The following is a 19,665-nucleotide window of genomic DNA, read 5'->3' as shown; positions in this document are numbered from 1 at the left end:
GACAACGCCGACGGCGCTGCCCGGTGGCCCCCGCTCGCCCCTGCACTCACATCCCAACCCTGTCTACGGAATTCCCCGTTCCTGTCCCCTTTCGAGGGATGTGTTCACCCGTACGGGTTAAAAGTGCGCAAGAGGTACAAGGCGGCATGCCTCCACTGCCTACGGTCGCCGGGTGACGAGCAGCAGGCTGGAACCCCCCACGCACACCACCGGCGCACCCCGGGCGCACAGTCGTGCGCCCCGGCCGACGCTTGTGCAGACACCGCCCGCGCGTTACGAGCCGTATCTGGACGGTCTGTTCACCTATTGCCTGTCCGTCCTCTGCGACCACGACGCGGCGACCGCGGTACTCGGCGACGTACTGGCCATCTCCGAGCGCCATTACGGCCGTTGCCCGGCCCGGGAACCGGAGCGCAAGGCCTGGCTCTACGCGCTGGCGCGCTGGGCCTGTCTGCGCAGGCTCGCCGAGCAGAAGCGGCGCCGGCAGGGGGCGCACTCGGGGCATCGGCCCCCCGCGGTCGCCCCCGGTCCAGCGGCCGACGTGCCCGAGGAGACGGCCGAGCGCAGGCGGCGCGAACTGTCCCTGCTGGCCTGGCCCGAGGCCGCCGGCACCACACCGGAGCAGCGCGACGCCCTGGAGCTCGCCGTACGCCACCGGCTCGGCCCGCGTGAGGTCGCCGCGGTCCTGGGCATGGAGTACTCGGCCGCCCGCGAACTGCTGGCCGCAGCGGCCTGCGAGGTCGAGCGGACCCGGGCCGCGCTCACCGTCGTGGAGAGCGGCGGCTGCCCGATCGTGGCCAGGCTGACCGGCGACAACCAGGTACTGCTGGGCGCGGCCCTGCGGCGCGAGCTCGTACGGCACGTGGACAACTGCCCGCGCTGCCGTCGCGCCGCCGAGCGCGCCGAGGCGGCCGGCCCGTGGCCGGGCACCGTCGCCGCGCCTGCCGCGCTGCCGGTGGTGGAGGTGCCCCGGGCGGCGGCGTATGTGGCGATGACGAATGCTCCGAAGGTGCGCGGGGCCGGGCCGAGGTTCGACCGCGACGGTTTCCCGCTGGACCCCAAGGACCACGCGGCGCGGCGCGACCGGCTGCGGACCAGGGCGCTCACGACGACGGTGGTGGCGACGGTCGTCGCCGCTCCCGTGTTCGCGCTCTGGGCGGCGTACCGGGGAGCCCCGCTCACCGGCGAGAGCGAGGGCGGTACGTCGGTCACCGCGAGCGAGGCGGACGGGCCCGGCGGCCTGGACAGCGACATGAACGACGGCGCGCTTGGCTCCGCTTACGACGCCTACGAAAACGCGGGCAACGCCCGCACGACCCCCGACACGCGTTTCACCGAGGGCAGCCGGTCCCCGGACGTATCGGTCGAGGTCATCGCCGGCGGTACGTCGACGCCGGGCACGCCAGGCACGGACCAGTCCGGGCCGGCGCGGCTGTCGGTGGAGGCGCGCGCGGCGGGCAGCACGACGGTGGTCACGCTCCGGGCGACGGGCGGGAGCGAGCGGGTTGCGTGGTCGGCGTGGACGGACGTGTCCTGGCTCTACCTGAGCCAGTCGTCGGGCACGCTGGCCCCCGGAGAATCGATCACTCTGTACGTGTCCGTGGACCATGAGCGGGAGCCGGCGGGGCGGTGGCGGGCGCGGATCGGTGTGAACCCGTCGGGTGCGGTGATCGCGGTGCACGGGCAGGGCCGACCCCGCCCGAAGCCTCCGAAGCCCCCGTCGCCGACGACACAGCCACCCTCCCAGCACCCCACGACGCCGCCCGCGTCCCCGTCTCCGACACCCACGGCGCCGACGACACCTCCGCCGTCCCCGACGCCTACGCCGACGGACCCGACGACGCCGCCACCGTCGGAGGATCCGACCCAGCCCCCGACGGAGTCGACATCGCAGTCGGCGCCGGGCTGAGGGCGGTTTGTTTCCTCGACCGCGCGGGGAGGGGCACAGCGCCGCAGGCAACCCGCACGCACCACCGCGCTCCGCCCACGTCCCCGGTGGACGGAGTCCACCGCAGCCGGTCGAAGCCCGGAAGGCCCGCCAGGGCCGAGCGGTGCGAGGGCGGCGTTAAGGCGTTAAGAGGGGTCCGCCGGATGCGGAGCCATCGGAAGCAGCGACGACAGTCGCTCCTCGCACAGCTCCACCAGCCGCCCGTAAGCCTCCTTGCCCATGAGCTCCGTGAGCTCCGGCGCGTACGAGACGTACACCGGCTCCCCCGCCCCGTGCGCGGACGTCGCCGACGTGCACCACCAGTGCAGGTCATGGCCGCCCGCACCCCAGCCCCGCCGGTCGTACTCGCCGATCGAGATCTGCAGGATGCGCGTGTCGTCCGGGCGGTCGATCCAGTCGTACGTACGCCGGACCGGCAGCTGCCAGCACACGTCGGGCTTCGTCTCCAGCGGCTCCTTGCCCTCCTTCAGGGCGAGGATGTGCAGCGAGCAGCCCGCGCCGCCCGCGAAACCCGGGCGGTTCTGGAAGATGCAGGAGCCGTCCCAGCGGCGCGTCTGGCGTTCGCCGTCTTCGTCGGTCTGGGTCCAGCCCGACTCCGTACCGACGTCGTGGAACTGCCACACATCCGGCGTGAGGCGTGCCACATGGCCCGCGACACGCTTTTCGTCGTCCTCGTCGGAGAAGTGCGCGCCCAGCGTGCAGCAGCCGTCGTCCGCACGGCCCGCCTGGATGCCCTGGCAGCCGCTGCCGAAGATGCAGCTCCAGCGCGATGTCAGCCACGTCAGGTCGCAGCGGAAGATCTGTTCGTCGTCGGCGGGGTCAGGGAACTCCACCCAGGCACGGGCGAAGTCCAGCCCGCCCCGCTCGTCGTCCCGGACATCCCGGACGACCGGGACAGTCCGGGCGTCCTGAACCGCCTCGACGGCCTCGGCCGACGCGGTGGTCTTCGTCTTCTTCTTCGGCTGCTTCGTGGCTTTGCCCGGCTTCGCCTTTTTCGTCTTCGGCACGAGGGCAAGGGTAAGCGCGCAGCCGCAGTAGCGTTCCGCATATGAGACTCGGAGTCCTCGACGTGGGTTCGAACACGGTTCATCTGCTGGTGGTCGACGCCCACCCCGGCGCCCGCCCCCTGCCCGCGCACTCGCACAAGGCGGAGCTTCGCCTCGCCGAACTCCTCGACGCGGACGGAGCCATCGGCGCCGAGGGCATAGACCGCCTCGTCGCCACGGTCGCCGATGCCCTCCAGGCCGCCGAGGACAAGGGCTGCGAGGACGTCCTGCCCTTCGCCACCTCCGCCGTGCGCGAGGCGAGCAACGCCGACGAGGTACTGGCCAGGGTCAGGCGCGAGACCGGTGTCGATCTTCAGGTGCTCAGCGGCGACGACGAGGCGCGGCTCACATTTCTCGCCGCACGCCGCTGGTTCGGCTGGTCGGCCGGGAAGCTGCTGGTCCTGGACATCGGCGGCGGGTCGCTGGAGATCGCGTACGGGATCGACGAGGAGCCCGACGCCGTGGTGTCGCTGCCGCTCGGGGCGGGCCGCCTCACTGCGGGCTGGCTGCCGGGCGATCCGCCCGACGCGCAGGACGTGAAGGCGCTACGTCGCCATGTACGCGCCCAGATCGCCCGTACGGTCGGCGAATTCAGCCGCTTCGGCACCCCCGACCACGTCGTGGCGACCTCCAAGACCTTCAAGCAGCTGGCGCGCATCGCCGGGGCGGCACGGTCCGGCGAGGGGCTGTACGTACAGCGGGATCTGGGTCGCAAATCACTGGAGGAGTGGGTGCCGAAGCTGGCCACGATGCCCGCCGTCCAGCGCGCCGCCCTGCCCGGCGTCTCGGACGCCCGCGCCGCGCAGCTGCTCGCAGGAGCCCTGGTCGCGGAGGGCGCGATGGACCTTTTCGGGGTCGACGAGCTGGAAATCTGCCCGTGGGCGCTGCGCGAAGGCGTCATCCTGCGGCGCCTGGACCACATGCCGACGACGTGACGACACGGCGACGGCGAGACCATGACGAACACGTCAACGACGCGCTGACCGCCTGACACCCACCCGGGGGCGGCCCGTACGCTGTCCCTCGTGGCAGATCCAGTGGTGCGCATCCCGGATGCGAAGGTCGCACTGTCCACGGCGTCCGTGTATCCGGAGTCGACGGCGACGGCCTTCGAGATCGCGGCACGCCTCGGCTACGACGGCGTCGAGATCATGGTGTGGACGGACCCCGTCAGCCAGGACATCGAGGCGCTGCGCAGACTCTCCGACTACCACGGCGTGCCGATCCTGGCCGTCCACGCGCCCTGTCTGCTCATCACGCAGCGCGTCTGGTCCACGGACCCGTGGGTGAAGCTCCAGCGGGCGCAGGCGGCCGCCGAGAAGCTCGGTGCGTCGGCCGTGGTCGTACACCCGCCCTTCCGCTGGCAGCGGCAGTACGCCCGCGATTTCGTCAACGGGATCTGGCGCATGGCGAACGAGACGGACGTCCGCTTCGCCGTCGAGAACATGTACCCCTGGCGCTACAAGGACCGCGAGATGCTTGCGTACGCCCCCGAGTGGGACGTGACCAAGGACGACTACCGGCACTTCACCGTCGACCTCTCGCACACCGCGACCGCCCGTACCGACACCCTCGCCATGATCGACCGGATGGGCGACCGTCTCGGCCACGTCCACCTCGCGGACGGCAAGGGCTCGGCGAAGGACGAGCACCTGGTGCCGGGGCGCGGCAACCAGCCCTGCGCCCAGGTACTGGAGCGGCTCGCGCGCAGCGGCTTCGACGGCCATGTCGTCATCGAGGTCAATACCCGGCGGGCGATGTCGTCCGCCGAACGGGAGGCCGACCTCGCCGAGGCCCTCGCCTTCACCCGTCTGCACCTCGCGTCCCGGGTGCCCCAGCAGTGAGCGACACGGAGCCGCGACGGCGCGGCCGGCCGCGCCGTTCGCCGGACGACGCGGGGCCGGGAGCGCGCGAGCGGATCCTCCAGGCAGCCCGCGACGAATTCGCCGAGCGCGGCTACGACAAGACGTCCATGCGCGGCATCGCGAAGGCGGCGGGCGTCGACGCGGCGCTCGTCCACCACTACTTCGGCACGAAGGACGACGTCTTCGCCGCTGCCATCGAGATGTCCTTCGAGCCCGCGCTGGTGGTGCCCGCAGTCCTCGCCCAGGGCAAGGAGGGCATCGGGGAGCGGCTGGCCCGCTACTTCATCGGCGTATGGGAGAACCCGGCGACCAGGGCGCCGCTGCTCGCGGTCGTACGGTCGGCGCTGACGAACGAGACGGCGGCGAAGGTGCTGCGTACGTTCGTACTGCGCCGTCTGCTCGAACGGGTCGCGGCGGAACTCGATGTACCGGATCCGACCTTCCGGGCGGAGCTCGCCGCCTCGCACATGGTGGGCATCGCGATTCTGCGGTACGTCATCAAGGCGGAGCCGCTGGCGTCGGTGGACCCGGAGAAGATCATCGAGATGGTGGCGCCGACGCTCCAGCGGTATCTCGCCGAGGCGTGACCGAAGGCTGAGCAGCCCGTCCCGGATACCGGACATGCTGTCCAGATCCTGGATCCGAGGCGTACGCTCGGAGTAAGTCTCATCTGCCTAAGGAGCGAGCGACGATGCCCGAGCTGAGGTCCCGCACAGTCACCCACGGCCGCAACATGGCGGGCGCGCGCGCCCTTATGCGGGCGTCGGGCGTAGCGAGCGGTGACATCGGCAAGCCGATCATCGCTGTCGCCAACTCGTTCACGGAGTTCGTCCCCGGGCACACGCACCTCGCACCGGTCGGCCGGATTGTGAGTGACGCGATCCTGGCGGCGGGCGCCGTGCCGCGCGAGTTCAACACGATCGCGGTCGACGACGGCATCGCGATGGGCCACGCCGGAATGCTGTACTCGCTGCCCTCCCGCGACCTGATCGCGGACAGCGTCGAGTACATGGTCGAGGCGCACTGCGCCGACGCGCTGATCTGCATCTCCAACTGCGACAAGATCACGCCGGGCATGCTGATGGCCGCACTGCGCCTCAACATCCCGGTCGTCTTCGTCTCCGGCGGCCCGATGGAGGCCGGCCAGGCCACCCTCGTCGACGGCACGGTCCGCAAGCTCGACCTGATCGACGCCATGGTGGACGCGGCGAACGACTCCGTGTCCGACGCCGACGTGCTCCGTATCGAGGAGAACGCCTGCCCTACCTGCGGCTCGTGTTCCGGCATGTTCACCGCCAACTCGATGAACTGCCTGACCGAGGCCATCGGCCTCTCCCTGCCGGGCAACGGCTCGGTGCTCGCCACGCACACGGCCCGCAAGGCGCTGTACGAGGACGCGGCCCGTACGGTCGTCGAGATCACCAAGCGCTACTACGAGCAGGACGACGAGTCGGTCCTGCCCCGCAACATCGCCACCCGCGCGGCCTTCGACAACGCCATGGCCCTCGACATCGCCATGGGCGGCTCGACCAACACGATCCTGCACCTGCTGGCCGCCGCACAGGAGGCCGGGCTCGACTACGACCTCAAGGACATCGACGCGGTCTCGCGCCGGGTGCCCTGCCTGTCCAAGGTCGCGCCGAACGTCGCCCCCGGCGGCACGTACTACATGGAAGACATCCACCGGGCCGGCGGCATCCCCGCCATCCTCGGTGAGCTCTACCGCGCAGGGATGCTGAACGAGGACGTCCACACCGTCCACTCGCGCGGCATCAAGGACTGGCTGGAGGCCTGGGACGTGCGCGGCGGCTCCCCGTCCCCCGAGGCCGTGGAGCTGTGGCACGCCGCGCCCGGATGCGTCCGGTCGGCGACCGCTTTCTCGCAGTCGGAGCGCTGGGACACCCTCGACACGGACGCGGCAGGCGGCTGCATCCGGGACGCGGCGCACGCGTACTCGAAGGACGGCGGACTGGCCGTCCTCAAGGGTAATCTCGCCGAGGACGGCTGTGTCGTGAAGACGGCCGGTGTCGACGAGTCGATCTGGACGTTCGAGGGACCGGCCGTCGTCTGCGAGTCGCAGGACGAGGCCGTCGACAAGATCCTCCGCAAGGAGATCAAGGAGGGCGACGTCGTCGTCATCCGTTACGAGGGCCCGCGCGGCGGCCCCGGCATGCAGGAGATGCTCTACCCGACGTCCTTCCTCAAGGGCCGAGGCCTCGGCAAGGTCTGCGCGCTGGTGACGGACGGCCGGTTCTCCGGCGGTACGTCGGGCCTGTCCATCGGCCACGCCTCGCCCGAGGCGGCTTCGGGCGGCGCGATCGCGCTCGTCGAGGACGGCGACCGGATCCGTATCGACATCCCGAACCGTTCGATCGAACTCCTCGTCTCCGACGAGGAACTGGCGGCCCGTCGCGAGGCCCTGAACGGCGTGTACGCGCCGAAGAACCGCGACCGCCAGGTGTCGGCCGCTCTGCGGGCGTACGCGGCGATGGCGACCAGCGCGGACAAGGGTGCGGTGCGGGACGTGTCGATGCTCGGCTAGGGCTGGGAAGTGTGGAAGGGAGGGACGGGCGCGAAGCCCGTCCCTCCCTTCTTGCTGTTCACCGGCTCTTGCTATTCACCAGCGCGCCGGGTCTCCGTCGTCCACGGCGAAGACCGACCCGTCGGGCGCTGTCGCGAAGACCTTGCCGGCGGCCGCAGTCGGGGCAGGCAGGGTCGTGGCGAACGTGTCGGGCGCCTCGGCCATACGCGGCCTGGTCTGGCCGAGCAGCCTTCCGTCGGCGGCGTCCACCGCCAGCAGTCGCCCGTCGGCCGCCGTCAGGTAGACGCGGCCGGCGGTCGCGACCGGCCGTGATGCGTGGCTGACCGATGTTTCGAGCCGCCACTGCTGAGCCTGCTGCGCGCTCGCGGTGCGGCGGGTGTCCACGGCGACGAGGGAGCCGCCTGCGCCGAAGATGTACGCCGTGTCGCCGCGTACAGCCGCCTGCGCCTGGTCTACGGGCGCGAGAAGGGGGATACGGCGGGCGGTACGGGCCGTGGTGTCGAGGCGTACGACAGCGCGGGTGAGGCTGGCGGTGTCGTAGGACAGCAGGAACAGGGCTCCGTCGGACGCGGCGACGGGAGTGAGCATCCCGTTCAGACGCTGCGTCCAGAGCGCGGAGCCGTTGTCGGGGTCGACCGCGACGACTGTGCTCGCCGTGCCGTCCGCCGAGGGGGTGACGGCGAAGACGGGACCCTCGTGGCCGGGCGACGGCGACATCCACTGGGTGCCGGGTACGCCGTGGCGCCGGGTCCAGCGCGTTTTCCCCGTGGCGCTGTTGACGGCTTCGACGGTCCCGTCCGGGGACACGAGGAGCACCGACTTCCGGGTGTGCAGGACCACGGGGTGGGCGGACGCGTCGACGCTCCAACGGCGATCGCCGGACTTCGGATCGAGAGCCTCCAGGCGTTCCCCGCCGGGTGCCACGACATGCAGCAGTCCTCCGGAGAGTACGGGCGCGGTGTCGTCCCAGGCCGGCTCGGAGCCGGCGCCGGTCTTCTTCGACCAGGCGACGGTGCCGTCGGCGGCGTTCAGGCGGGAGGCGCTGATGCCGGGGGCGTTGCAGTAGAGGGAGCTGTCGGCGTACGAACAGGAGGCGGCACTGCTCGCGCCGTCACCGCCGCCCTGGAGGGAGACGTGCCAGGGCCGCGAGCCTTCGCCGGTCCCGGACTGCTGGGCGGCGGGGGAGGGGGCGGGGTGGCGGCCGTCGTCGGCGGTCAGGGCGCGTACGCCGAACGCCCCGCCCACGACAAGGGATGCCAGCGCGACGGCGAGGACGGCCCGCCGGACGACGCGCCGACGGATACGGATGGGGCTGCCCGGCTGCGGCTCGGCTTCCACCTCACTCCGCTGTACCGGCCCGCTCGCCTGCCCCCTCACCGCCCCCTCCACCCGGCTGGGCGTCCGCTGCGCGGGTATGAAGGCCTGGGTGTCGTCTCCGGTCCGGTACGCGGCGGAGCGCAGCGCCATCATCAGCCCGTCCGGCGTGGGCCGGTCGTCGGGGTCCTTCGCGAGGCAGCGGGCGAAGAGCGGGGCGAGGGCCTCCGGTACGCCCGTCAGGTCAGGCTCGTCATGGACCACCTGGTACGCCACGATGTACGGGCTGTCGGAGTCGAAGGGCCCGCTGCCTGTCGCCGCGTGAACCAGTACGGAGCCCATCGCGAACACATCCGCGGCGGGGCCGACTTCGCGCGGACGCTGGAACTGCTCGGGCGCCATGAAGGGCGGCGTACCGATCAGCTTGCCCGTCTCCGTACGCAGATCGCTGTCCGACGGCCGGGAGATGCCGAAGTCGATGACCTTGGGCCCGTCGGCGGCCAGCAGCACATTGCTCGGCTTGAGATCGCGGTGCACCACACCGGCGCGGTGGATGTCGCGCAGCGACTCGGCGAGCCCGGCACCGAGCCTCAGCAACTCCTCGGTGCCCAGAGGGCCGTTCCGCTTGACGCGCTCGGCGAGGGTCGGCCCCTCGATGAAGAGGGTGGCCATCCAGGGGCGTTCGGCGTCGGTGTCTGCGTCCACGACGGGTGCGGTGAAGGCACCGCTCACCCGGCGGGCAGCGGCGACCTCTTGCCTGAAGCGGGCCCGGAACTCGGGATCTGCGGCGAAGTCGGCGTGCACCACCTTGACGGCAAGCCGCAACCCCGAGGCGGACGTGGCCAGATGGACGACACCCATGCCGCCTGAGCCCAGTACCGACTCCAGCCGATACTGCCCGGCATATTCCGGATGCTCCGCTTCCGGTCCTGTCCCGGTTCTGCGCAGCGGCGGCATCGTCCACCCCCGTGTGTGTTCGTCCGCAAGCGCGACGCACGGAGCCTAGTCGATGATGCGTGCGATGTCGGTGCGGGTTGCTAGCCTGCGCGGCGTACGGAGAACGAACATCAACGGGGGAGACCGAAATGGCCACAGAAGAGAGCACAGAGCCCGCACAGACCGCCGAGGCGACGGCCACGGCAGGCACGCTGGCGGTCAGGTACCCGGTGGCCCCGGGCTACAGGGTGAACGTCCGAAGCGGCCCGGGCACGAACTACAGGATCGTGAAGGTCCTCCCGTACGGCGCCACCGTGCCGATCAACTGCCAGTGCCCCGGCACGTGGGTGACCGGCCCGTACGGCACGACGAATCTCTGGTCCAACATCGCGAGCGGCCAGTTCGTCTCGGACGCGTACATCAAGACGGGCAGCGACGGCTACGTGGCACCGCGCTGCTCCTGACGCGCGGGGGCAGGGGATAATCGCCCGCGTGAGCGAGCCCACCAGGAACACACCCCCCACCCCCACTCCCATCCGCTTCTTCGGCACGACGTGGGTGAGCCACGACAACGGCTACGGGCTGCGCCGCGCCGGGGTGGCTGTGGGCTCACTGGCAGCAGCGGCGGCAGGCTGCTTCGTGCTGCGCTTCGCCTACGACGGCCTGGCGATCGCGGACGTCGGCGGCTTCGTCAACATCCTGCTCGTCGCGATGTTCGCCATCTGCAGCGCGATCGCGTTCCGCCGCACGTGGCAGGGCTACACCCGCCGCCCGGACCCGACGACAGAGGCAACGCTCCGCAGCCTGAAGGGCATCGGCTTCGTCGGCGTACTCCTCGCCTGCTTCTTCCGCTCACTGACGGAGGCCCCGGGCGAGAAGCTGCACCGCACGGAGTACGAGACGGCCGTAACCCAGTACGAACGCCGCCGAGGCACACGCACGGGCAACCCGGCAGCCCGCAAGACGAAGCCGAAGCCGAAGCGAAGGTAGCCGGAGCCCCCGCCCCGGAACGCTAGAACGCGGGCCGACGGGGCCGAGCCGAATCCAGATCTCCGGACCTCCGCCAGGGCCCCGGGCGAGGGCCCCCGAGGCGCCGGTGGCGCCGGGCGGTGCCGCCGTTGCGGGCCTGGGGCCTGCCCCCGGTTTCGGGATGGGGGCGGTTAGGGGAAAGCCCAGCGCAGCGCCCACGCGCCCCCTTCACCTCTTCTGCCAGGGCAACCCCACAAGCCCCCGCGCCCCGGGAAAAGAGACAACCCCAGGCGCCACCCGCTCTCCACGCCGCAGGATGAGGCCATGGCCACCCACGACTTCGCCCTCTCCTTCGACACCGTCGCCGCCCAGTACGCCGCCGCGCGCCCCGGCTACCCGCCCGCCCTCTTCAACGCCGTTGAGGAGTTGACGGGCCGCCCCTTTCCCGGGGCCCGCACCCTCGACATCGGTGCCGGCACCGGCATAGCCACTCGCCTCCTGCGCGACCGTGGCGCCCGTGTCACCGCCGTCGAGCCGGGGCCCGGCATGGCCGCCCAGCTGCGGCAGTCACTGCCGGATGTACCTCTCGTACGCGCCGACGGCAACGCCCTCCCCTTCGCCGCAGCCACCGCCGACCTCATCACGTACGCCCAGTCCTGGCACTGGACCGACCAGGCCCGCTCCGTCCCGGAAGCTCTGCGCGTGCTCAGGCCGGGCGGGGCCCTTGCCGTCTGGTGGAACGTCCCCGACCCGGACACCGAGTGGACCGCCGCACAGGAGGCGCGGCTCGCCCGGGCCCTGCCCGGCTACCACGGCCACAGCCTCACCGACGAGGCCGTGGCCATCATCAAGCGCCATGCCCCGACGTCCCTCGACCCTGTCTTCCGCCGCCTTCACTGGACGCGTCGCATCCCGCTGGACACGCACCTCGCCCACCTGGGCAGCCGCTCGTACTTCGCGGTGCTGGGCAAGTCGGCCGCGGCGCCGGTACTGGCCGCCGAACGGGCCGAGCTCCTCACACTCTTCCCGGACGGCATCGTCGAAGAGGCGTACGCACTGGACCTGACAGTGGCCCGAACCTCCCACTGACCGCGCTCCCACCCACCTACCGCACCCCGGCCATCAAGCCACGAGTGCCGAAGCCACCCCGTCGTCCTCGCCGTCCCCCGACGCAGCATCCCCACCGGCACCCGCATGCCCCGCACGCGGCCCCCGCCTCCGCTCCGCCCACCCCTCCAGTGCCGCCGTGCACGCGTGGTCAACGTGCCGCAGGCCGCCCAGGTCCAGCTGTACGGGGCGGTCGTGCGGCAACGCCTCCAGTGCGTCCATCAGCTTCGGCAGCCGCAGGAACGTCGCGTTCCCCAGCACCCGCACCCGCAACCCCTCCTCCGCCCCCAGATCCTCCGTCTCCACATGCACATGGCTGGTGTCCCACGCGGTCTTCGCGACGGCCAGCAGCAGCCCGACCAGTACCCCTTCGAAGAGGTTCGTCGCCACGATCGCGCCCGTCGTCACCGCCAGCACAACCGCCTCCCCACGGTGCTCACGCCACAGCGGCACCAATTCCCGTACGGGAATGAGCTTCCAGCCCGCGTGCACGAGGATCCCGGCCAGCGCCGCCACCGGAATCACTCCGAGAGCCGCGGGCACCGCCGCCGCGAACACCAGCAGCCACACGCCGTGCAGCACCCGCGAAGCCTTCGTGCGCCCGCCCGCCCGCACATTCGCGGCGCTGCGCACGATGACGGCGGTCATCGGCAGCGCCCCCAGCACCCCGCAGACCGCGTTGCCCGCGCCCTGCGCCATCAGTTCCTTGTCGTAATCCGTGCGCGGCCCGTTGTGCAGGCGGTCCACGGCGGTCGCGCTGAACAACGACTCGGCGGAGGCGATCAGCGCGAAGGCAAGCACCGTCCCGACGGCCCCGAACTCCGCGAGCCGCACGAACGAGGCCGCGTCCGGCGGCTGCACGGCATCCAACAGCCCCTGCACCTCCACGCGCCGTACCGGCAGTTCCAGCAGCGCGGTCACCCCCGACGCGAGCCCCACAGCCACAAGCGGCGCAGGCACTACACGCACCACCCGCACCACGCGGGCCACCCGCACCCAACCAGCCACCCGCGCCACCCCCAGCCACTTCGGCCACAAGACCAGCACCAAGACCGCCCCCACCCCCAGAGCGAGCGCTTCGGGACGGGCGGAACCACTGAACAACAGCCCCGGCAGCCCGGCGATCTTCGCCACCCCGCCCGCAGGCGCCACCGCATCGGCCATCGCATAGACCTGCCCGGTCACGAGCACGAGTCCGATCCCGGCGAGCATCCCCTGGACGACGGCCACGGAAATCGCCCGGAACCACCGCCCGAGCCGGAGCGCACCCATCGCCAACTGCATCAGTCCGGCGGCCAGGACAAGAACCCCCAACGCGCCGACGCCGTACCGCTGCACGGCTTCGTACACGAGGACGGTGAGCCCGGCGGCCGGGCCGCTGACGTGCAGGCTGCTGCCGGGCAGCGCCCCGGCGACGAGCCCGCCGACGATGCCGGTGATCAGGCCGAGCTCGGCCGGTACGCCGGACGCGACGGCGACGCCCACGCACAGCGGCAGAGCCACGAGGAAGACGACAAGGGAAGCGGTGAAGTCGGCTCGGGGTAAGGACAGACGACGCAAAGGGAACCTCCACAGACACCAAAACCCACGAAATCCCTTACTCCGCAAGGGAGTCGGACATCGCAGGACGTTCTGTTACGCATCGTCCCCGCCCGGAGTCATAAGTAAGCAGACGTTCCGCTTCCGCTTATGTCAGCGGCCTACGTGACCGGCTTACGTAACCGGCTCACGTAACCGACCCCGACGCGCGGTCACTCCTCCCGGGCCTTGACGCGGACCACCGCCCGGAGGATTATTCATCGCATGATGAATTATGCGCCCGGGCCCGCCGCCACGGCAGAGGGGGCTGCCGTGACCGCCCGCGCCCTCACCGTCGTACGAGGCCCCCGCACCGTCCTCCGCGGCCTGGACTTCGCCGTACCCCGAGGCAGGATCACCGGCCTCCTGGGCCCCTCGGGCTGTGGCAAAACCACCCTCATGCGGGCCATCGTCGGCACCCAGGCCAAAGTCACCGGCACCCTCGAAGTCCTGGGCAGCCCGGCAGGCGCCGCCACCCTCCGCCCCCGCATCGGCTACGTGACCCAGGCCCCCTCCGTCTACGCCGACCTGACGGTCCGCCAGAATCTCGAATACTTCGCGGCCGTCCTCCAGCCCGGCCGCGACCACCGCGACGCACGCCACGAGGCCGTCAGCCGCGCCATCTCCGACGTCGACCTCACCTCCCACGAAACCGCCCTGGCCGGCAACCTCTCCGGCGGCCAGAGCAGCCGCGTGTCCCTGGCTGTCGCCCTCCTCGGTACGCCCGAACTCCTCGTACTCGACGAACCGACCGTCGGCCTCGACCCCGTACTCCGCCGCGACCTGTGGAACCTCTTCCACACCCTCGCGGACCGCGGCGCCACGCTCCTCATCTCTTCCCACGTGATGGACGAGGCCGAGCGCTGCCACCGCCTCCTCCTCATGCGCGAAGGCGAGATCCTGGCCGAGGACACCCCCGACGCCCTCCGCTCCCGCACCCGCTCCGCCACGGTCGAGGACGCCTTCCTCCACCTGGTGGACGAGGCCAACGCCCGCCAGGAGAGCTCACGATGAACGCGTCCCGCACCCTCGCCACCGCCGCCCGCGTCCTGGCTCAACTGCGCCACGACCCCCGCACGATCGCGCTGCTTCTCCTCACCCCGGTAGTGATGATCACGCTGCTCCGCTTCGTCTTCGACGCGAGCCCGCGGACCTTCGACAACATCGGCGCGTCACTGCTCGGCATCTTCCCGATGATCACGATGTTCCTGGTGACATCCATCGCCACCCTGCGCGAACGCACATCGGGCACCCTCGAACGCCTCCTCGCCATGCCGCTGGGCAAAGCCGACCTGATCGCGGGCTACGCCCTGGCCTTCGGCGTACTCGCCATCGTCCAATCGGCCCTGGCCACAGGAATCTCCCTCTGGCTGCTGGACCTGGACGTCATCGGCTCCCCCTGGCTACTGCTCCTGATCGCCCTGCTGGACGCGCTGCTCGGCACAGCGCTGGGCCTCTTCGTCTCGGCCTTCGCGGCGTCGGAATTCCAGGCGGTCCAGTTCATGCCGGCGGTGATCTTCCCCCAGCTCCTGCTGTGCGGCCTTTTCACCCCGCGCGACGCGATGCACCCGGTACTGGAGGGCATCTCCAACGTCCTCCCCATGTCATACGCGGTGGACGGCATGAACGAGGTCCTGCGCCACACGGACGTCACAGCCACCTTCATCCGCGACGCCACAGTCGTCGCGGCCTGCGCCCTACTGGTCCTGACCCTGGGCGCGGCAACCCTCCGCCGCCGCACCACCTGACCCACCGGTCCGCCAACCGGACACCCCGCCCCAGGCCCCGCCCCCGGTGCGAAGATGTCCCAAGAACAACCAAACAGCCCCAAGCACCAAGCACACACGCACACCACCGGCGAGGTGACCCGCATGACCCAGAAAGTCGCAGTCCTCGGCACCGGGAAAATCGGCGAGGCCCTGCTGAGCGGAATGATCCGCGCAGGCTGGCACCCCGCCGACCTCCTGGTCACGGCCCGCCGCGCCGAGCGCGCCGACGAGCTCCGCACCCGTTACGGCGTCGAGCCCGTCACCAACGCCGAAGCCGCCAAACGCGCCGACACCCTCATCCTCACGGTCAAGCCGCAGGACATGGGCAAGCTCCTCGACGAACTCGCGCCCCACGTGCCCGCCGACCGCCTCGTCATCAGCGGCGCCGCCGGCATCCCGACCGCGTACTTCGAAGAGCGCCTCGCCCCCAACACCCCCGTAGTCCGCGTCATGACGAACACCCCCGCCCTCGTGGACGAGGCGATGTCCGTCATCTCGGCTGGCAGCCACGCCACACCCGAGCACCTCGCCCACGCCGAGGAAATCTTCGGCGGCGTGGGCAAGACCCTCCGCGTCCCCGAGTCCCAGCAGGACGCGGCAACCGCCCTCTCCGGCTCGGGCCCGGCGTACTTCTACTACCTGGTCGAGGCGATGACCGACGCCGGCATCCTCCTTGGCCTGCCCCGCGCCCAGGCCCACGACCTGATCGTCCAGGCAGCCATCGGCGCAGCCGTGATGCTCCGCGACAGCGGCGAACACCCGGTGAAGCTCCGCGAGGCGGTCACGTCCCCCGCCGGCACCACCATCAACGCGATCCGCGAACTCGAGAACCACGGTGTACGAGCCGCACTCATCGCCGCCCTGGAAGCAGCCCGCGACCGCAGCCGCGAACTGGCCTCCGGCAACGGTTAGGGCGTCTCCGGCGGCTCAAGCCTGCGCCGCGGGGCCTGGCAGCACGCGCTCCCCCTAGGCCTAAGGGTCAGGGGCCCCCTCCGGCGTTGTCGTCCGTCGCCGACTTCCCCAAGTTCTCGACTTGCGCTCGAGCAGGGGGACCCCCATTGCGTCGGCTCCCTCCTCCGCCTTGCAGCTGCACGCACCAGGCCCCGCTCACCAGCACAGAGAAGGAGCCGCACCGCGAAGTCGGCCTGATCCGCAGGAAGCGCCCTAGCCGCCCGAGCCCACCCCGACGGCCCCCGCGGCCCGCACCAGCTCCTCCGTAGCCACCACCTTCGCGAACCCACCGCCGTGCAGCGACACGGCGGTGGCCCGCGCCAGCTCGTCCGCGCTCAACGTCCAACCCCAAGGCCCGACCCCGTCGAACGTGTACGTCGCATCCAGCGCGAAGAACACCTCGTACCCCAGGTTCCCGCCCATCCGCGCCGTGGTTTCCGCGCACATATTGGTCTGGATCCCGGCTACCACAATCTGGCCACGCCCCGCTCCCTTCAGCCACGCATCCAGATCAGGCACCCCGTAGAACGCGGAGTTCACGCTCTTCGTCACCAGTAGCTCCGCCCCGGTCCTCTTCCCGCGCCGCTGCTCCACGTACTCCTTGAAGTCGTTCCCCTCGTGCCCCGCCCGCAGCGGCGACCCGGGCTTCGTCGAGTCATGCCGTACGAACACGACCGGCCGTCCCGTCGCCTGCCATACGTCGATCAGCGCGGCGATGTTGTCATCGGCCGCCGGATTGTTCCGCGTCCCCCAGTGCCCCTCCTCGTCGAACCCCTTCTGTACGTCGACAACCACCAGCGCTGCGTTCTCTGCGATCTCCATGCCGACGATGCTGCCGCCCCACCACCGCACGCCACAGACCAGAGAAAGCCATCGATCGATGGTTTACTGCCAAGGTGACCTCCCAAGAGACCACCCGCATCGCGCTCCTCTCCTTCCCGGGCATCCGCGCCTTCGACGTCTCCGTCATCACCGAGGTCTGGGGCGTCGACCGCACGGACCGCGGCGTCCCCGAATTCGACCTGCGCCGAGTCGCCGCCGAGCGCACCCCCGTTCCCATGCGCGGCGGCCTCACGCTCACCCCCGACCGCACCTTCGGCTGGCTCGCAGACGCCGACCTGCTCGTAGTCCCGGGCCTCGACGACCACCTCACCCCGGCCCCGGCTCAGGTCCTGGACGCGCTACGCCGAGCCCACACCCGAGGCACCCCCATCGCCGCCCTGTGCGGCGGCGCCTTCACCCTCGCCCAGGCAGGCCTCCTCGACGGCCGCCGTGCCATCACCCACTGGAACCTCGCCCACCTCCTCCGCGCGCACCACCCCCTCGTCACCGTCGTCCCCGACGCCCTCTTCATCGAGGACGACAACATCTGGACCTCCGCAGGCACCGCCGCCGGGATCGACCTGTGCCTGCACCTCGTCCGCACGGCTCACGGCGCCGAAGCCGCCGCAGCCATCGCCCGCTCGATGGTCACCGCCCCCTTCCGCACCGGCACCCAGGCCCAGTTCATCGAGCAGCCCACCCCACGCGCGGACCGCGACGCCGACACCCTCGCCTACGTACGCGAATACGCCCTGCGTCACCTCGACGAACCGCTCACGGTCAACGACCTCGCGTCCCGCGCCGGCATGTCCCCCCGTTCCTTCGCCCGGCACTTCTCCGCCACCACCGGCACAACCCCGCAGCGCTGGCTCATCACCCAGCGCCTCGCCGCCGCGCGGAAACTGCTGGAACGCACGGACCACCCCATCCCCGAAGTGGCCCGCCGCGCGGGCTTCGGCAGCGAGGTGACCATGCGCCAGCACTTCGCCGCCCACCTCGCAACCAGCCCGCGCAACTACCGCGCCGCGTTCCGCCAACCTCAGACTCAGCCCGCCGGCAGCAGCCCGATGGCCCGGTAGGCCTCATCCACCCTCGGCCGGGCCATCCCCCGAGCCCGCTCAGCCCCCTCCTTCAGCACCTGGTCCACGTACCCGGGGTCGGCCGCCAGCTCTGCGTGCCGCTCCCGCACCGGCCGCAGGAGCTCGACGACAGCCTCCGCGGTGTCCTTCTTCAACGCTCCGTACGACTCATATACACCGGCCAGCGCTTCCGGGTTCCCACTCTCACAAGCCGCGAGCACATCCAGCAGATTCGCGACCCCCGGCTTGGCCTCCCGGTCGTACTCGACCTCGCGCCCGCTGTCGGTCACCGCCCGCATGATCTTCTTCCGCACCACCTCGGGCTCGTCCAGCAGATAGACGATCCCCGCGGTGGCCGCATGCGACTTCCCCATCTTGGAAGTGGGGTCCTGAAGATCCATGACACGCGCGGCCACCGCCGGATGGGTGGCTTTCGGAACCACAAAGGTGTGCCCGTACTTCTGGTTGAAGCGGACCGCCAGGTCCCGCGTGAGCTCCACATGCTGCGTCTGGTCATCACCCACAGGAACCTCATCGGTCCCGTACGCCAGAATGTCCGCCGCCATCAGCACCGGATACGTCAGCAGCGACAGCCGCACACTCTCCCCGGCGCCCCGCGCCTGCGCGCTCTTCTCCTTGTACTGGATCATCCGCCGCAGTTCCCCGTCCGTGGCCGTGCACTCCAGTACAAAGGAGAGCCGCGCATGTTCATCCACATGGCTCTGTACGAACAAGGTGCACAGCGCCGGGTCCAGCCCGGCCGCCAGCAGCAGGGTCGCCGCCTGCCGACTGAGTCTCTGCACCCGGGCCGGATCGTGTTCGACGGTCAGCGCGTGCAGGTCCACGACGCAGAACAGCGCGTCGGCCCGGTGCTGATCGGTCTCGGCCCACCGCCGGACGGCCCCGAGGTAGTTGCCCAGCGTCAGGTGCCCGGTCGGCTTGACCCCGCTGAAGATTCGCGTCATCTCTTTGCCTCCTGGTCGGAGCCGCCGCTACCAGCGGCCGACCCCCGGAGGGAGATACACGAACGGCCGCCGAAGCGGCGGCCGTTGAACGCGCATGTGTTGCCGGCCGCCGTCAGGCGGCCCGCCACTGATGAGTGCACGTGCGCGTAGTCACGGGCCTCACTGTAGCTCCGCAGGCCCTCAGTTGACAGGGCATTGCCCCCTCCGTAGTGTTCTCCGAGTTGTCCGACGTGAGCACCGGCCCCGGTCGGTCCCCGGACAGCCATTCCGCAACAACCACTAGAGCGAACGACACTGTCGTCCTACTTTTGTGCGTCTTTGCGAAATGAGGAATCCGCGTTCGAAGGGACGCCGCCCGATTAGCTCGGGAGCCAGGATTCCGCTAAAGTCTCGCTCGTCGGAACGGCCCAACAGCCGGAAAGACAAAACCCGCTGACTGGGAGTCAGGCCCGAAAGGATCTGATAGAGTCGGAACCGCCGGAAAGGGAAACGCGAAAGCGAAGAACTGGAAAGCACCGAGGAAGTCGGACGCGAAAGAGTCTGATAGAGTCGGAAACACGAAATACCGAACGAAAGCCCGGAGGAAAGCCCGCGAGGGTGAGTACAAAGGAAGCGTCCGTTCCTTGAGAACTCAACAGCGTGCCAAAAGTCAACGCCAGATATGTTGATACCCCGGCCCACTTCGGTGGGTTGGTGGTTCCTTTGAAGTCCTACCGGCCCATTCGTCGGGTAGGCAAACACAGAGAGGACGCTGAGAACAGCGGGCGATATTCC

17 protein-coding genes are annotated in these 19,665 nt (G+C 70.6%); 12 read left to right on the top strand and 5 right to left on the bottom strand.

Going from position 1 to position 19,665, the window contains the following annotated elements:
* Positions 1 to 172: 172 nt before the first annotated feature.
* Positions 173 to 1,909, top strand: a complete 1,737-nt coding sequence (locus J7I98_RS13070; protein ID WP_214920828.1) for a hypothetical protein — start codon at positions 173 to 175, stop codon at positions 1,907 to 1,909.
* A 164-nt stretch (positions 1,910 to 2,073) separates the two neighbouring features.
* Here the strand turns inward: J7I98_RS13070 and J7I98_RS13065 are convergent, their stop codons facing one another.
* Complete coding sequence (locus tag J7I98_RS13065; protein WP_214920827.1) at positions 2,074 to 2,955, bottom strand: hypothetical protein; 882 nt, start codon at positions 2,953 to 2,955, stop codon at positions 2,074 to 2,076.
* Between the two features lie 41 nt (positions 2,956 to 2,996).
* Here J7I98_RS13065 and J7I98_RS13060 point away from each other — a divergent pair, with 41 nt between their 5' ends.
* From J7I98_RS13060 to ilvD, 4 genes are all read left to right on the top strand, one after another.
* Positions 2,997 to 3,929 carry a Ppx/GppA phosphatase family protein gene (locus tag J7I98_RS13060; RefSeq protein WP_214920826.1) on the top strand — a complete coding sequence of 311 codons (933 nt, stop codon included), beginning with the start codon at positions 2,997 to 2,999 and terminating at the stop codon, positions 3,927 to 3,929.
* A 90-nt stretch (positions 3,930 to 4,019) separates the two neighbouring features.
* The gene (locus J7I98_RS13055; protein WP_214920825.1) at positions 4,020 to 4,838 is read left to right on the top strand and encodes a sugar phosphate isomerase/epimerase; all 819 of its coding nucleotides are present in this window, start codon (positions 4,020 to 4,022) and stop codon (positions 4,836 to 4,838) included.
* Complete coding sequence (locus tag J7I98_RS13050; RefSeq protein WP_214920824.1) at positions 4,835 to 5,446, top strand: TetR family transcriptional regulator; 612 nt, start codon at positions 4,835 to 4,837, stop codon at positions 5,444 to 5,446. Before J7I98_RS13055 ends, J7I98_RS13050 begins: the two co-directional genes overlap by 4 nt.
* A 104-nt stretch (positions 5,447 to 5,550) precedes the next feature.
* On the top strand, positions 5,551 to 7,401 hold the full coding sequence (ilvD, locus tag J7I98_RS13045) for a dihydroxy-acid dehydratase (protein ID WP_214920823.1): 1,851 nt from the start codon (positions 5,551 to 5,553) through the stop codon (positions 7,399 to 7,401).
* A 75-nt stretch (positions 7,402 to 7,476) separates the two neighbouring features.
* Here ilvD and J7I98_RS13040 read toward each other — a convergent pair whose 3' ends face one another.
* Complete coding sequence (locus J7I98_RS13040; protein WP_214920822.1) at positions 7,477 to 9,672, bottom strand: serine/threonine-protein kinase; 2,196 nt, start codon at positions 9,670 to 9,672, stop codon at positions 7,477 to 7,479.
* A gap of 128 nt (positions 9,673 to 9,800) precedes the next feature.
* Between J7I98_RS13040 and J7I98_RS13035 the strand changes: the two genes are divergently transcribed.
* From J7I98_RS13035 to J7I98_RS13025, 3 genes are all read left to right on the top strand, one after another.
* Positions 9,801 to 10,115 carry an SH3 domain-containing protein gene (locus tag J7I98_RS13035; RefSeq protein WP_214920821.1) on the top strand — a complete coding sequence of 105 codons (315 nt, stop codon included), beginning with the start codon at positions 9,801 to 9,803 and terminating at the stop codon, positions 10,113 to 10,115.
* Positions 10,116 to 10,143: 28 nt separating this feature from the next.
* Complete coding sequence (locus tag J7I98_RS13030; RefSeq protein WP_308377738.1) at positions 10,144 to 10,641, top strand: hypothetical protein; 498 nt, start codon at positions 10,144 to 10,146, stop codon at positions 10,639 to 10,641.
* A gap of 303 nt (positions 10,642 to 10,944) precedes the next feature.
* Positions 10,945 to 11,709 carry a class I SAM-dependent methyltransferase gene (locus J7I98_RS13025; RefSeq protein WP_214920820.1) on the top strand — a complete coding sequence of 255 codons (765 nt, stop codon included), beginning with the start codon at positions 10,945 to 10,947 and terminating at the stop codon, positions 11,707 to 11,709.
* Positions 11,710 to 11,742: 33 nt separating this feature from the next.
* On the opposite strand, the gene J7I98_RS13020 is transcribed toward J7I98_RS13025, so the two are convergent.
* Positions 11,743 to 13,287 (bottom strand): SulP family inorganic anion transporter, encoded by a 1,545-nt coding sequence (locus J7I98_RS13020; RefSeq protein ID WP_251020556.1) that lies wholly within the window; start codon positions 13,285 to 13,287, stop codon positions 11,743 to 11,745.
* Positions 13,288 to 13,530: 243 nt separating this feature from the next.
* Here J7I98_RS13020 and J7I98_RS13015 point away from each other — a divergent pair, with 243 nt between their 5' ends.
* The 3 genes from J7I98_RS13015 to proC all read left to right on the top strand — a co-directional run bounded on the left by J7I98_RS13015 (position 13,531) and on the right by proC (position 15,986).
* Entirely contained in the window at positions 13,531 to 14,319 is a 789-nt protein-coding gene (locus J7I98_RS13015) for an ABC transporter ATP-binding protein (protein ID WP_214920819.1), read from the top strand.
* Complete coding sequence (locus J7I98_RS13010; RefSeq protein ID WP_214920818.1) at positions 14,316 to 15,053, top strand: ABC transporter permease; 738 nt, start codon at positions 14,316 to 14,318, stop codon at positions 15,051 to 15,053. Before J7I98_RS13015 ends, J7I98_RS13010 begins: the two co-directional genes overlap by 4 nt.
* Before the next feature lie 123 nt (positions 15,054 to 15,176).
* Positions 15,177 to 15,986 carry a pyrroline-5-carboxylate reductase gene (gene proC / locus J7I98_RS13005; RefSeq protein WP_214920817.1) on the top strand — a complete coding sequence of 270 codons (810 nt, stop codon included), beginning with the start codon at positions 15,177 to 15,179 and terminating at the stop codon, positions 15,984 to 15,986.
* Between the two features lie 252 nt (positions 15,987 to 16,238).
* On the opposite strand, the gene J7I98_RS13000 is transcribed toward proC, so the two are convergent.
* Complete coding sequence (locus J7I98_RS13000) at positions 16,239 to 16,847, bottom strand: cysteine hydrolase family protein (protein ID WP_214920816.1); 609 nt, start codon at positions 16,845 to 16,847, stop codon at positions 16,239 to 16,241.
* Between the two features lie 74 nt (positions 16,848 to 16,921).
* On the opposite strand from J7I98_RS13000, the gene J7I98_RS12995 reads away from it, so the two are divergent.
* Positions 16,922 to 17,926: a helix-turn-helix domain-containing protein gene (locus J7I98_RS12995; RefSeq protein WP_308377737.1), complete on the top strand. Its 1,005-nt coding sequence runs from the start codon at positions 16,922 to 16,924 to the stop codon at positions 17,924 to 17,926.
* Here the strand turns inward: J7I98_RS12995 and trpS are convergent.
* On the bottom strand, positions 17,893 to 18,891 hold the full coding sequence (gene trpS, locus J7I98_RS12990) for a tryptophan--tRNA ligase (RefSeq protein WP_214920815.1): 999 nt from the start codon (positions 18,889 to 18,891) through the stop codon (positions 17,893 to 17,895). The two genes, J7I98_RS12995 and trpS, sit on opposite strands and share 34 nt — an antisense overlap.
* Positions 18,892 to 19,665 lie beyond the last annotated feature (774 nt).

Source organism: Streptomyces sp. ISL-98 (assembly GCF_018614055.1).
Lineage (GTDB): Bacteria > Actinomycetota > Actinomycetes > Streptomycetales > Streptomycetaceae > Streptomyces > Streptomyces spiramyceticus.
The sequence above is the reverse complement of the archived record's forward strand: the minus strand, read 5'-3'. Positions and strand labels throughout refer to the sequence as shown.

Excerpts from the sequence above, each read along its gene's own strand:
- J7I98_RS13060 (WP_214920826.1), top strand. The coding sequence starts at position 2,997 with ATGAGACTCGGAGTCCTCGACGTGGGTTCGAACACGGTTCATCTGCTG.
- ilvD (WP_214920823.1), top strand. The coding sequence starts at position 5,551 with ATGCCCGAGCTGAGGTCCCGCACAGTCACCCACGGCCGCAACATGGCG.
- J7I98_RS13040 (WP_214920822.1), bottom strand. The coding sequence starts at position 9,672 with ATGCCGCCGCTGCGCAGAACCGGGACAGGACCGGAAGCGGAGCATCCG.
- J7I98_RS13035 (WP_214920821.1), top strand. The coding sequence starts at position 9,801 with ATGGCCACAGAAGAGAGCACAGAGCCCGCACAGACCGCCGAGGCGACG.
- J7I98_RS13025 (WP_214920820.1), top strand. The coding sequence starts at position 10,945 with ATGGCCACCCACGACTTCGCCCTCTCCTTCGACACCGTCGCCGCCCAG.
- J7I98_RS13015 (WP_214920819.1), top strand. The coding sequence starts at position 13,531 with ATGATGAATTATGCGCCCGGGCCCGCCGCCACGGCAGAGGGGGCTGCC.
- J7I98_RS13010 (WP_214920818.1), top strand. The coding sequence starts at position 14,316 with ATGAACGCGTCCCGCACCCTCGCCACCGCCGCCCGCGTCCTGGCTCAA.
- proC (WP_214920817.1), top strand. The coding sequence starts at position 15,177 with ATGACCCAGAAAGTCGCAGTCCTCGGCACCGGGAAAATCGGCGAGGCC.
- J7I98_RS13000 (WP_214920816.1), bottom strand. The coding sequence starts at position 16,847 with ATGGAGATCGCAGAGAACGCAGCGCTGGTGGTTGTCGACGTACAGAAG.
- trpS (WP_214920815.1), bottom strand. The coding sequence starts at position 18,891 with ATGACGCGAATCTTCAGCGGGGTCAAGCCGACCGGGCACCTGACGCTG.